We start from the raw sequence: 11,669 nt of genomic DNA on the forward strand, positions 1-11,669 counted from the left end.
ACCGGCGCGATCACCGCACTCGGTCGCCGCGTACTGGCGCTGGGCACCCACCCGCGCATGGCGGCGATGCTGCTGGCCGCGCCCGATGCGCGCGCACAAGCGCTGGCCGCCGATCTGGCCGCACTGCTGGAAGCACGCGATCCGCTGCGCCAGGGCGGCGATGCGCTGGCCGCGCGCTGGCGTGCACTGGCGGCATTCCGCAATGGTCGTGCGCCGTCCGATGCCAACCGCAGCGGACTGGCCGCCATCGATGCCGCCGCCAAGCAGTGGCGCCGACGCCTGCGCTGCGACGCCACGCCGCCCAGCAGCATCGAAGCGCATGAACTGGGTGATCTGCTGGCCCACGCCTTCCCCGACCGCATCGGCTTCCAGCACCCCAGCGATCCGCTGCGCTACCTGCTGGCCAACGGCCGCAGCGCGCGCCTGCATGAACTGAGCGACCTGCGCGGCGAGCCGTGGCTGGTGGTCAGCGAGCTGCGCTATGAAGCACGCGATGCCCTGCTGCTGCGCGCCGCGCCCGTGGATGAAAACGCGTTGCGCGCGGCATGGCCGCAGCGCTTCGTCACCGAGGACACCGTGCGCTGGGACAGCGAGCGCCGCGCCCTGGTGGCCCTGCGCGAGACGCGCTTCGACCGTATCGTGCTGGACAGCCGCTCGGCCGGCCGCGTCGATCCGCAGCATGCCGCGCAGGCACTGACCGATGCGGTGGCCGAACTCGGCCTGTCCGCGCTGCCGTGGACCGAGGGGCTGCGCCAGTGGCAGGCGCGGGTGGAATCGCTGCGCCGCTGGATGCCCGAGCTCGGCCTGCCCGACTGCAGCGACGCCGCCCTGCTGACCACGCGCGCGCAGTGGCTGCAGCCGGCCTTCGCCGGCAAGACGCGGCTGGATGCCCTGGACGAGAGCAGCTTCGGTGAAGCGCTGAAGTCGCCGCTCGAATGGTCGCAGCGGCAGCTGGTGGAGCGCCATGCGCCGATCCGCATCACCGTGCCCTCGGGGCTGGAACGACCGATCAGCTATGCGCTGGACAGCGAGAGCGGTGAACCGCTGCCGCCGGTGCTGGCGGTGAAGCTGCAGGAACTGTTCGGCCTGGCCGACACCCCGCGCATCGCCGATGGCCGCGTGCCGCTGACCCTGCACCTGCTGTCGCCGGGCGGCCGCCCGCTGCAGGTGACCCAGGACCTGCGCAACTTTTGGGAAAACACCTATGCCGAGGTCAAGAAGGAGATGAAGGGCCGCTACCCGCGCCATCCGTGGCCGGACGACCCGTGGACGGCGACGGCGACGCACCGGGCCAAGCCGCGGGGAACCTGACGAATTCCGGTAGCGCCTGGCCGTGCCCGGCGGCGCTGCAACAGATCCGCCGGGCATGGCCCGGCGCCACCATGGATTCCTGCCTGTTCCTGAATGGACCGGGTAGAGTCACCTCATCCACTGCCCTGACTGACATACCGTTTACAGGCAGCACGACACACTGGACTTCGACCCGAGGCAAAGGACCCCCCGCATGAGCAAGCTGACCGTTATCACCGACCGCGCCCTGGAGCGCGCCCTGGAACTGGCGCACACCGCGGGTGATGGCCTGAAGAGCGCTGGCGGCAGCCTGCGCCACCTCGGCCCGCAGGCCAGTGACTGGATCAAGACCGGCGCCGCCGTGGGTGCGGTGAAGACCGGCGGCAAGGTCGCCACCAAGTTCGTGCGCCGCAACCCGGCCGTGGCCATCACCGCCGCTGCCGTGGGCGTGGGCCTGCTTGGCTACGCGCTGTACCGCAAGCAGCAGAAGAAGAAGGCCGCCAACGGCCAGGTGGTGGAAGGGCAGGCCAAGCGTATCAACGCGCGTGACCGCCGCAACCACACCGTGGTGGACGAGCACAGCGACATCGGCAGCGATGCCTGAGGTCGGCCTGCGGGTCAGGGCCCTTCCTGCGGAAGGGGGCTGACCCCGATCCAGGGTCGGATCCCTTCCGCAGGGAGGGCTCCGACCCTTTTTGTTTCTGCAGTCCGGCTCAGCCGATCTGCCGCCACTGCCCCGGCTGCAGGTCATCCAGCCGGTATGGCCCCATCGACACGCGCACCAGGCGCAGGGTTGGCAGGTTCACCGCCGCGGTCATCCGCCGCACCTGGCGGTTGCGTCCTTCGCGGATCGTAATGGCCAGCCAGCTGTCCGGCACGGTCTTGCGGAAACGCACCGGCGGATCCCGCAGCCACAGCTCCGGCGCCGGATCGAGGCGCTCGATCTTCGCCGGTAAAGTCGGCCCATCGTTCAGGACCACGCCGTCGCGCAGCTGCTGCAGCTGCTCGTCGCTGGGCGTGCCTTCCACCTGCACCCAATAGGTCTTGTCGGCCTTGTGCTTCGGGTCGGTCAGCTTGTGCGCCAGCGTGCCGTTGTCGGTCAGCAGCAGCAGACCCTCGCTGTCATGGTCGAGCCGGCCAGCGGCATACACGCGTGGCGGCAGGCCGAAGCCGGCCAGCGTCGGCCGCGGCGGCACGCTGCGGTCGGTGAACTGGCAGAGCACGTTGAAGGGCTTGTTGAAGGCGATCAGCATTGCGGAAGCGGCAGGCGGCGGGGTGATGCATTGTCCCACGCCGCGCTGCACGCTCGCCGGGCGGGCCCGGCGCTACCGGCCTACGGCTTCACGAAGCGCAGGGTCATGCGGTCGCTTTCGCCGATGGCCTGGTACCTGGCGTCGTCGGCCTTGTCGTGCTGGTTGGTCGGCGGCAGGGTCCAGACACCGTTCGGGTGGTCCTTGGTGTCACGCGGGTTGGCATTGACCTCGCTGCGCGCGTCCAGCTTGAAACCCGCGGCCTCGGCCATGGCGATCACCTGCTGCTGGCCGACATAGCCGGTGTCGTCGTCATCGGCGACGTCGGCCTTGGCGCGATGCTCGACCACGCCCAGCACGCCGCCCGGCTTCAGCACGTTGAAGAAGCCCTGGAACATGCCCTGCGCCTGGCCGGCCTTGCGCCAGTTGTGCACGTTGCGGAAGGTCAGCACGACATCGGCCGAATTGGCCGGGCCGAACACCGGCTTGGCCGGGTCGTAGCCGACCACGGCGGCCTTGTCGAACTGGGCCGGTGCGCCGGTGAACTTCTTTTCCAGGCCATCGCGGCTGCGCTGCTGGTAATCGCGTCCACGGCCTTCGGGCACGGCGGCCGGATCGACCACGGCGGCGATGTAGTGGCCCTTGTCACGCAGCAGCGGCGCCAGGATTTCCGAGTACCAGCCGTTGCCGGGGGTGATCTCGATGACGGTCTTTTCCGGTGCGACCTTGAAGAAGGCCAGCGACTGCGCCGGATGGCGGTAGTTGTCGCGTTTCACATTGGCGGGGTCGCGGGTCGATGCCTTCACTGCGGCATCCATGGCCGGCGAGACCTGGATCTTCGCCGGTGCCACCGTGGCCGGTGCAGCGAATGCGGGAACAGCAACGAGCAGGGCCGAGGCAAGCAGCAGGCGGCAGCTACGCAGGGACGAGGCAGCGATCATCGGGGCGATTCCAGCGGAAGATGCGGCGAGACTAGCAGCCGCCGCGTGCAAGGTGTTCACAAAACGTTAGCCACGCGCCCGCGACGGAACACTGTTTTGTGTTCGACGCCGCAGCGCGGTCACACGGCGCGTTCTATGCTGCAGGACTACCCCCAAGGAGTCCGTGCCCATGACGGCAACCCGCGAACTGGGCCGTTCCGGCCTGCATGTACGTCCGCTCGCCTTCGGTGGCAACGTGTTTGGCTGGAGCGCCGATGAGAAGGCCAGCTTCGCCCTGCTCGATGCCTTCGTCGATGCCGGCTTCAACCTGGTCGACACCGCTGATGTCTATTCGGCCTGGGTGCCGGGCAACGAAGGCGGCGAATCGGAAACCCTGATCGGCAAGTGGTTCGCGCGCAGCGGCAAGCGCGACAAGGTGGTGCTGGCGACCAAGGTGGCCAAGTGGGCCGAGCGCCCCGGCCTGACCCCGGACAACATCAACGCTGCGGTGGAAGATTCGCTGCGCCGCCTGCAGACGGATGTGATCGACCTGTACCAGGCCCACGAGGATGACGAATCGACGCCGCTGGAAGCCACCCTGGCCGCATTCGGTCGGTTGATCGAAGCGGGCAAGGTGCGCGCCATCGGCGCTTCCAACTACAGCGCCACGCGCCTGGCCGATGCGCTGAAGGTGTCCACCGATTACAAGCTGCCGCGTTATGAAACCCTGCAGCCGGAGTACAACCTGTACGACCGTGCTGGTTACGAGAAGGAACTGGAACCGCTGGTGCAGCGCGAGCAGATCGGCGTGATCGGTTACTACGCACTGGCCAGCGGCTTCCTCAGCGGCAAGTACCGCACCCCGGCCGATGCCAGCAAGAGCCCGGCGCGCGGCGAGAACGTGGTCAAGCGCTACCTGAACCCGCGGGGCCTGCGCATCCTGCAGGCACTGGATGATGTGGCCAGCAAGCACAACGCCAGTGCCGCGCAGATCGCGCTGGCGTGGCAGATCGCACGGCCGTCGATCACCGCGCCGATCGTCAGCGCCACCAGCGTCGAGCAGCTGCACGACCTGCTGGCGGCCGCCAATGTCGGCCTGAGCGTGCAGGACATCGCACAGCTGGACGCGGCCAGCGCCGAGGGTTGATTGGACCATCCACGCCGGGGTCAGATCCCTTTCGCAGAAAGGGCTCTGACCCCAACGGCGCGGACCAGGGTCGGCGTCAAGGCGAGTCAGGGGTCGGAGCCCTTTCCACGAAAGGGATCCGACCCCGCCGCACTCAGCGCGGCACGCTGTCCTCGCCCACCAGCGCGTGGTGCACGCCGATGCCGGCACGCACGCCTTCGGCCATCGCCAGGGTGATGTTGCCGACCGTGGTCGCGTCGCCCGCGGCGTACACGTTCGCCACCGAGGTCTGCTTCATCATGTCGACCTCGACCAGCACGCCCAGCGGGCTTTCCACCAGCGCACAGCCGAGCTGCTGCACCAACGGCGTGGCCATCTGCTGCATGGCCGGCACGAACAGCGCACGCTGGGCGATGCGGCGGCCATCGGCCAGTTCCACTTCCAGCCACGTCGGCTGTTCGCCCTGCACGCCCACCACCGGGGTGGTCTCGATCTGCACGCCGCGCTGCTGCATGGCGGCCTGCTCTTCATCGCTGATCGGCAAGCCCTGGCCGAAGAAAGTGACATTGCCCCAGTCGGCGAACAGCGTCGCCTTGGCCGCCGACATCGGATGGCCACCGAGCAGGCCGATGGCACCGCCGCCGACTTCGTAGCCATGGCAGTACGGGCAGTGCAGCACGGTGCTGCCCCAGCGTTCGGCCAGGCCCGGCAGCTCGGGCAGCTGGTCGGCGATGCCAGTGGCCAGCAGCAGCTTGCGCGCAGCCAGCACCTGGCCATCGGCGGTACGCAGCTCCACGCCCTCGGCCGTGGACTGCGCGTGCACCACCTCGCCCTGCAGCCAGCGCACGGTGGGGTAATCGAGCAGCTGCTGGCGTGCATTCTTCAGCAGCTCGGCGCCGCTGATGCCGTCCTGGCCAGGCACGCCATGCGAGTGGCTGGCGGCACTGTTACGCGGCAGGCCGCTGTCGATGATCGTGACCGGACGGCGCGCGCGGGCCAGTATCAGGCCGGCGGCAATGCCTGCGTAGCTGCCGCCGACGATGAGGACATCAGGATTCATGGGGACCTTCCAGGGAACGGTGATGGGCAAGATGGCGGGCGAAGTCGGCGCCCAGCTGGTCCAGGGTGCTGGCCTGCAGGCGCGCTTCGAGCAGGCGCTGGGCCTCCCGCGCGCCGTCCTGCAGGGCCTGGTTGACCAGCTGCTGGATCGGGCAGCCACCGCCGTTGTCGCGCTGGCCGACCTGCACCAGCGGCGGCGCACCGACCGCCAGGTAGATGTCGTGCAGGCTGATCTGCGCTGCATCGCGTGCCAGCTGGCTGCCGCCGCCGTGGCCGCGCGTGCTGCGCACCAGCCCGGCCTTGTGCATCTGCGCCAGCAGGCGGCGGATCACCACCGGGTGGGTCGGCAGGCAGGTGGCCAGTTGTTCGGAGGTACGCGGGCCTTCCTGGCCGACCAGGTGGGCCATCACGTGCAGGGCGTCGGAGAGCGGTTCAGCGGATCTCATGTAACTACGATAGTTACATTTAAACCACCTGTCGAGGGTCTGCTTTCGTTCCATCTGGACACATTCGTCCTATTAAACATTCCCTTCACCTCTCTAAACGCAACAGTAATGTGACGGGCTTTGCACTTCAGAGCCCTCAAGCGCGGTCGATACCGCATCGCACCCCTTCCAAGAGTTCACCCCATGAACGCCTCTTCCCGTGCGCCGCGGCTGCAGTCGAAGCTGCTGGGTGCTGTTTCCGTTGGCCTGGCCATCGTCCTGCTATGCGCCCTGGCCGGCCTCGCTTCTGCGTGGCTGAAGCTATCCACCGACGTGCCCGCGGAAGTCGCCCACAGCCGCGACGCCGAACGCCTGCAGCGCGAGTTCCGCGGCCAGGTGCAGGAATGGAAGAACGTGCTGCTGCGCGGCCACGATGAGGCGCTGCGCCAGCGCCACCTGCAGGCCTTCGATGACGAAGGGAAGCTGGTGGAGACGCTGGCCGCCGGCCTGGCCAACAGCCCCGATGCCCGCACGCGCGACATGGCACAGGCGTTCAGTGGCCTGCATGCGCAGCTGCAGAAGGACTACCACGCCGCCCTGCAGGCGTTCGCCGATGCTGGCTACGACCCGGCCGCCGGCGACACCCTGGTGCGCGGCAAGGATCGGCCCGTGGCCGCCGCGCTGGATGCACTGGGCACGCAAACCGCCCAGGTGGCCGAGGCCGCAGTGAGCGCACGTTCGCAGCAGGCACGGCGCACGCTGGTGCTGTCCGCCGCGCTGACCATCGCGGCGGCCGTGCTGCTGCTGGCTGGCCTCGGCTGGTGGCTGCGGCGCGCGGTGGTGCAGCCGGTGCTGGCGGTGGAAGCCGCAGCACGCGCGGTGGCCGCCGGCGATCTGGACCATGTGGTGCAGGTACGCAGCCGCGATGAGATCGGCCGCCTGGCGCAGGCCATGCAGGCCGTGCAGGGCACCCTGCGCGACGTGCTCGCCGCGCAGGCGGCGATGGCGCAGGCGCACGACGCCGGCACCATCAGCCACCGCATGCAGGCCAGCGCCTTCCCCGGCGCGTACGGGCGCATGGTGGCCGACACCAATGCGCTGGTCGACGCGCACATCCAAGTGAAGATGCGTGCGGTCAGCATCATCGGCCGCTACGCTGTGGGCGACCTGAGCGAGGATATGGAGGCGCTGCCGGGCGAAAAGGCGATCATTACCGACACGCTGCATACCGCCAAGCAGAACCTGGGCGCCATCAACGGCGAGATTCGCCGCTTGGCCACGGCCGCGGCGGCGGGCGACTTCAGCCAACGCGGCGACAGCGCGAACTTCGAGCATGACTTCCGCGCGATGGTCGATGGGTTGAATCGGCTCATGCACGCTGCCGACCACAATCTGGCCGAGGTCTCGACGATGCTGCGGGCGATCGCCGATGGCCGCTTGGGCGCACGCATGCACGGTGATTTCCAGGGTGTGTTCGCGCGCATCGCCGGCGATGCCAACACCACGGCGGCGCAGCTGGCGACGATCGTTACCGACATCAAGCACACCTCGGACAGCATCCATTCGGCCGCGGCCGAGATTGCGGCCGGCAACAACGACCTGTCACGCCGTACCGAACAGCAGGCCGCGAATCTGGAAGAGACCGCCGCGTCGATGGAGGAACTGACCTCCACCGTGCGCCAGAACGCCGAGCACGCGCGCCAGGCCAACCAGCTGGCGATCGGCGCGCATGGCGTGGCCTCGCAGGGCGGCGAAGTGGTCGGCCAGGTGGTGGCGACCATGGGCGCGATCGAGACGTCGTCGCGGCAGATCGCCGCGATCATCAGCGTCATCGATGGCATCGCCTTCCAGACCAACATCCTCGCGTTGAATGCGGCGGTGGAAGCGGCGCGTGCCGGCGAACAGGGTCGTGGCTTCGCAGTGGTCGCCAGTGAGGTGCGTACGCTGGCGCAGCGTTCGGCGGCCGCGGCCAAGGAGATCAAGACGCTGATCGAAGCGTCGGTGGAGCAGGTCGGCCACGGCGCGCAGCGCGTGCGCCAGGCCGGTGACACGATGGCCGAGATCGTGGCCTCGGTGCAGCGGGTGACCGACATCATGGCCGAGATTTCCGCTGCCTCGCAGGAACAGAGCGCGGGTATCGAGCAGGTCAGCCAGACCGTGATCCAGATGGATGGCACCACCCAGCAGAACGCTGCGCTGGTGGAAGAAGCAAGTGCCGCCGCGCGCAGCCTGGAACAGCAGGCCGACCGCTTGATCGAAGCGGTGGATGTGTTTGATCTGTCGAGTGCGGCGACGACGAAGGATGCCCTCGCGCACGCGGCGTGAGGGACCCGCCGGGCGTGGCCCGGCGCTACCATCGCGAGGGATCTGTAGAGCCGAGCCTACGCTCGGCTCACCTCAGCGCACGTAATCGCCCTGTGCCATCCCCTCGCCCAGGTGGTCGAGGAACGAGCTGATGCGCGCCGACACTGCAGTGTTGCGGTAGTACACCGCGTGGATCGGCTGGTACACATCCAGCGTCTGCGCGGCCAGCACCGGCACCAGGGTGCCAGCGGCGCGGTCGCGGTCGGTGACGAAGTCGGACAGGCAGGTGATGCCCACGCCTTCCACCGCCAGCCGGCGCAGGGTCTCGCCGCTGGAGACGGCGATATCCGGGCGCACCAGCAGCTGCCCGTCGGCATCGCCCGGCAGCGGCCAGCGGTTCAGTGATTCCGGTTCGTTGAAGCTCAACAGCGTGTGCTGGCCCAGCGCGGCCACGCTGGCCGGTTCGCCGTGTGCGACCAGATAGGCCGGGCTGGCCACCAGCTGCAGCCGGCAGCGTCCCAGCGAGCGCGCGTGCAGGGTGGAATCGGCCAGCGGGCCGATGCGGATGGCCAGGTCGGTGCGCCGCTCGAGCAGGTCGATGTAGCGCTCGGAACTGTTCAGTTCCAGCTGCACCTCCGGGTAGCGCGCGCGGTAGCTGGCCACCAGCGGCGCGATCACGTGCAGCACAAAGGGCATGGCCGCATCCACGCGTAGTCGCCCGGCCGGGCGCTCGCGGCGGGCCGCCATTTGTTCCTCGGCCGATTCCACCGCATCGATGATCGCCCGCGCATGGCGCAGGTAGGCCTCGCCCTCGGCGGTCAGGTGCAGGCGGCGGGTGGTGCGGGTCAGCAGGGTGGTGCCCAGCTTCTCTTCCAGCCGGCCCAGCGCGCGGCTGACGCCCGAGGGGGTCTGCCCCAGCTGCTCGGCGGCGGCACTGATCGAGCCGCTGTCGATCACCGCCAGGAAGGCCTGCATTTCGTCGAGGGTGGTCTTCATGGCGCCATTATTGACCAGCAGGCAAGAGTGATTGGCGTGAAGACCGGTTTTTCGGCAAAGGTCCGCCGCGCACACTGCGCGCCTTCCTTCCCTCCGGAGCCTGCCATGACCCGTGGCATTCCCCTCGCGCTGCTGGCGCTGACCCTCGGCGCCTTCGCCATCGGCACCACCGAGTTCGTCATCGTCGGCCTCATTCCGACCATCGCCGCCGACCTGCACGTCAGCCTGCCCTCGGCCGGCCTGCTGGTCTCGTTGTATGCCCTGGGCGTGGCCATCGGCGCGCCGGTGCTGACCGCACTGACCGGCCGGGTGCCGCGCAAGCAGCTGCTGGTCGCGCTGATGCTGATGTTCACCCTCGGCAACGTCATCGCCTGGATGGCACCGGGCTACACCTCGCTGATCGTCGCCCGCATCCTCACCGGCCTGGCCCATGGCGTGTTCTTCTCCATCGGCTCGATCATCGCCACCGCAGTGGTGCCGAAGGAGAAGGCCGCCAGCGCGATCGCCATCATGTTCACCGGCCTGACGGTGGCGCTGGTGACCGGCGTGCCGCTGGGCACCTTCATCGGCCAGCACCTGGGCTGGCGCGCGACCTTCCTGGCGGTGGCCGGGCTGGGCGTGGTGGCCCTGCTGGGCGCGCTGCTGTTCGTACCGCGCAACGTGCCGCAGAGCGCGCCGGCCAGCTTCCGCCAGCAGCTGGGCGTGCTGGCCCAGCCGCGCCTGCTGCTGGTCTATGCGATGACCGCACTGGGCTATGGCGGTACGTTCCTGGCCTTCACCTACCTGGCGCCGATCCTGCAGGACGTCACCGGCTTCTCGGCCAACGCGGTCAGCCTGGTGCTGCTGGTGTACGGCGTGTCGGTGGCGATCGGCAACCTGTGGGGCGGCCGCCTGGCCGACCGCCTTGGCCCGGTGCCGGCACTGAAGCGCATCTTCGCGCTGCTGGCCATCGTGCTGTTCGTGCTGACCTTCACCGCCTACAACACCTGGCTGATGCTGCTGACCGTGCTGGCCCTGGGCGCGGTGGCGTTCGGCAACGTGCCGGGCCTGCAGGTGTATGTGGTCAAGCAGGCGCAGCGTTACGCGCCGCAGGCCACTGATGTGGCCTCGGGCCTGAACATCGCTGCGTTCAACATCGGCATCGCCCTGGGCGCCTCGCTGGGCGGCCTGGTGGTGGAGCACATCGGCCTGTTGCACACGCCGTGGCTGGGCGCGCTGGTGGTGGTGCTGGCCTACGCACTGACCGTCCTCAGCGGCCGCCTGGACCGCCGCGATGGCGTCGACCACCGTGCCGACGGCATCGCCGTCACCGCGCACTGACCGGCAACGCAATGCACCGTTGCCGGCATGCACACGGTCCCTGGCCTACCCTTCCTGTTCACTCCTTTCCCCCCGTTGGAGCTTCCCATGACTGTCCCCGCCTTTGGTCTTGGCACCTTCCGCCTGAAAGACCAGACCGTGATCGATTCCGTCCGCAATGCGCTGGACGTCGGTTACCGCGCCATCGATACCGCGCAGATCTACGGCAACGAAGCCGAGGTCGGCCAGGCCATCGCCGAATCCGGCGTGCCGCGCGACGACATCTACCTGACCACCAAGGTGTGGATCACCGAGTTCAAGCGCGATGCGCTGCTGGCCAGCCTGCGCACCAGCCTGGAAAAGCTGCGCACCGACCACGTCGAGCTGACCCTGATCCACTGGCCCTCGCCGAATGACCAGGTGGACGTGCCGATGGAGGAATACCTGCCGGCGCTGGCCGAGGCCAAGGCACAGGGCCTGACCCGTGAGATCGGCATCTCCAACTTCACCATCGCGCAGACCCGCAAGGCGATCGAGATCCTCGGTGCCGATGCCATCGCCACCAACCAGATCGAGATCCATCCGTACCTGCAGAACCGCCTGCTGGTGAAGTTCCTGCAGGACAACGGCATCCGCATCACCGCCTACATGAGCCTGGCCTACGGCGAAGTGCTGAAGGACCCGGTGATCCAGGCCATCGCCGGCCGCCACCAGGCCACCCCGGCACAGGTCGCACTGGCCTGGGCACTGCAGCAGGGCTTTGCGGTCATCCCGTCGTCGACCAAGCGCGAGAACCTGGCCGGCAACCTGGAAGCGGCGGCGATCCGCCTGACCGACGACGACATGGCGCAGATCGCCAAGCTCGATCGTGGCCAGCGCCTGGCCAACCCGGAAGGCATCGCCCCGGCCTGGGATTGAGGAACGGCCGCCGGGCATGGCCCGGCGCTACCGTGGGAAACCTACGCCGGGCGTGAGCCGGCGCTACCGGATACGCGTGGGT

The 11,669-nt window shown here is 68.7% G+C and carries 11 protein-coding genes; 6 read left to right on the plus strand and 5 right to left on the minus strand.

What is annotated here, in order from left to right; translation table 11 throughout:
- Together DCO49_RS17380 and DCO49_RS17385 are read left to right on the plus strand one after the other, a co-directional pair.
- Positions 1–1,311: ATP-dependent helicase C-terminal domain-containing protein (locus DCO49_RS17380; RefSeq protein WP_279325650.1), on the plus strand; the 1,311-nt coding region annotated here is incomplete at its 5' end.
- 193 nt (positions 1,312–1,504) lie between these two features.
- Complete coding sequence (locus DCO49_RS17385) at positions 1,505–1,894, plus strand: hypothetical protein (RefSeq protein WP_116865063.1); 390 nt, start codon at positions 1,505–1,507, stop codon at positions 1,892–1,894.
- Positions 1,895–2,003: 109 nt separating this feature from the next.
- Here DCO49_RS17385 and DCO49_RS17390 read toward each other — a convergent pair whose 3' ends face one another.
- Together DCO49_RS17390 and DCO49_RS17395 are read right to left on the minus strand one after the other, a co-directional pair.
- Entirely contained in the window at positions 2,004–2,543 is a 540-nt protein-coding gene (locus tag DCO49_RS17390) for a pseudouridine synthase (RefSeq protein WP_116865064.1), read from the minus strand.
- Positions 2,544–2,623: 80 nt separating this feature from the next.
- Positions 2,624–3,481 carry a class I SAM-dependent methyltransferase gene (locus tag DCO49_RS17395; protein WP_116865065.1) on the minus strand — a complete coding sequence of 286 codons (858 nt, stop codon included), beginning with the start codon at positions 3,479–3,481 and terminating at the stop codon, positions 2,624–2,626.
- A 169-nt stretch (positions 3,482–3,650) separates the two neighbouring features.
- On the opposite strand from DCO49_RS17395, the gene DCO49_RS17400 reads away from it, so the two are divergent.
- Entirely contained in the window at positions 3,651–4,607 is a 957-nt protein-coding gene (locus DCO49_RS17400) for an aldo/keto reductase (RefSeq protein WP_116865066.1), read from the plus strand.
- 133 nt (positions 4,608–4,740) lie between these two features.
- Here DCO49_RS17400 and DCO49_RS17405 read toward each other — a convergent pair whose 3' ends face one another.
- Together DCO49_RS17405 and DCO49_RS17410 are read right to left on the minus strand one after the other, a co-directional pair.
- Positions 4,741–5,646 carry an NAD(P)/FAD-dependent oxidoreductase gene (locus tag DCO49_RS17405; RefSeq protein WP_116865067.1) on the minus strand — a complete coding sequence of 302 codons (906 nt, stop codon included), beginning with the start codon at positions 5,644–5,646 and terminating at the stop codon, positions 4,741–4,743.
- Complete coding sequence (locus DCO49_RS17410; RefSeq protein ID WP_116865068.1) at positions 5,636–6,091, minus strand: Rrf2 family transcriptional regulator; 456 nt, start codon at positions 6,089–6,091, stop codon at positions 5,636–5,638. The genes DCO49_RS17405 and DCO49_RS17410 overlap by 11 nt, the downstream gene beginning before the upstream one ends.
- A 183-nt stretch (positions 6,092–6,274) precedes the next feature.
- Between DCO49_RS17410 and DCO49_RS17415 the strand changes: the two genes are divergently transcribed.
- Positions 6,275–8,395 (plus strand): methyl-accepting chemotaxis protein, encoded by a 2,121-nt coding sequence (locus DCO49_RS17415; RefSeq protein ID WP_116865069.1) that lies wholly within the window; start codon positions 6,275–6,277, stop codon positions 8,393–8,395.
- A 72-nt stretch (positions 8,396–8,467) separates the two neighbouring features.
- On the opposite strand, the gene DCO49_RS17420 is transcribed toward DCO49_RS17415, so the two are convergent.
- The gene (locus DCO49_RS17420; protein ID WP_116865070.1) at positions 8,468–9,370 is read right to left on the minus strand and encodes a LysR family transcriptional regulator; all 903 of its coding nucleotides are present in this window, start codon (positions 9,368–9,370) and stop codon (positions 8,468–8,470) included.
- Between the two features lie 105 nt (positions 9,371–9,475).
- Here DCO49_RS17420 and DCO49_RS17425 point away from each other — a divergent pair, with 105 nt between their 5' ends.
- On the plus strand, positions 9,476–10,690 hold the full coding sequence (locus DCO49_RS17425; RefSeq protein WP_116865071.1) for an MFS transporter: 1,215 nt from the start codon (positions 9,476–9,478) through the stop codon (positions 10,688–10,690).
- 87 nt (positions 10,691–10,777) lie between these two features.
- A complete protein-coding gene (gene dkgB / locus DCO49_RS17430) occupies positions 10,778–11,587 on the plus strand; it encodes a 2,5-didehydrogluconate reductase DkgB (RefSeq protein ID WP_116865072.1) in 810 nt (269 codons plus the stop codon).
- Positions 11,588–11,669 lie beyond the last annotated feature (82 nt).

It is taken from the genome of Stenotrophomonas sp. SPM, from assembly GCF_003105135.1.
Classification (GTDB): Bacteria; Pseudomonadota; Gammaproteobacteria; order Xanthomonadales; family Xanthomonadaceae; genus Stenotrophomonas.

What these genes read in the sequence shown, in the direction of transcription:
- DCO49_RS17385 (WP_116865063.1), top strand. Translation starts at nt 1,505, where the DNA reads ATGAGCAAGCTGACCGTTATCACCGACCGCGCCCTGGAGCGCGCCCTG.
- DCO49_RS17390 (WP_116865064.1), bottom strand. Translation starts at nt 2,543, where the DNA reads ATGCTGATCGCCTTCAACAAGCCCTTCAACGTGCTCTGCCAGTTCACC.
- DCO49_RS17395 (WP_116865065.1), bottom strand. Translation starts at nt 3,481, where the DNA reads ATGATCGCTGCCTCGTCCCTGCGTAGCTGCCGCCTGCTGCTTGCCTCG.
- DCO49_RS17400 (WP_116865066.1), top strand. Translation starts at nt 3,651, where the DNA reads ATGACGGCAACCCGCGAACTGGGCCGTTCCGGCCTGCATGTACGTCCG.
- DCO49_RS17405 (WP_116865067.1), bottom strand. Translation starts at nt 5,646, where the DNA reads ATGAATCCTGATGTCCTCATCGTCGGCGGCAGCTACGCAGGCATTGCC.
- DCO49_RS17410 (WP_116865068.1), bottom strand. Translation starts at nt 6,091, where the DNA reads ATGAGATCCGCTGAACCGCTCTCCGACGCCCTGCACGTGATGGCCCAC.
- DCO49_RS17415 (WP_116865069.1), top strand. Translation starts at nt 6,275, where the DNA reads ATGAACGCCTCTTCCCGTGCGCCGCGGCTGCAGTCGAAGCTGCTGGGT.
- DCO49_RS17420 (WP_116865070.1), bottom strand. Translation starts at nt 9,370, where the DNA reads ATGAAGACCACCCTCGACGAAATGCAGGCCTTCCTGGCGGTGATCGAC.
- DCO49_RS17425 (WP_116865071.1), top strand. Translation starts at nt 9,476, where the DNA reads ATGACCCGTGGCATTCCCCTCGCGCTGCTGGCGCTGACCCTCGGCGCC.
- dkgB (WP_116865072.1), top strand. Translation starts at nt 10,778, where the DNA reads ATGACTGTCCCCGCCTTTGGTCTTGGCACCTTCCGCCTGAAAGACCAG.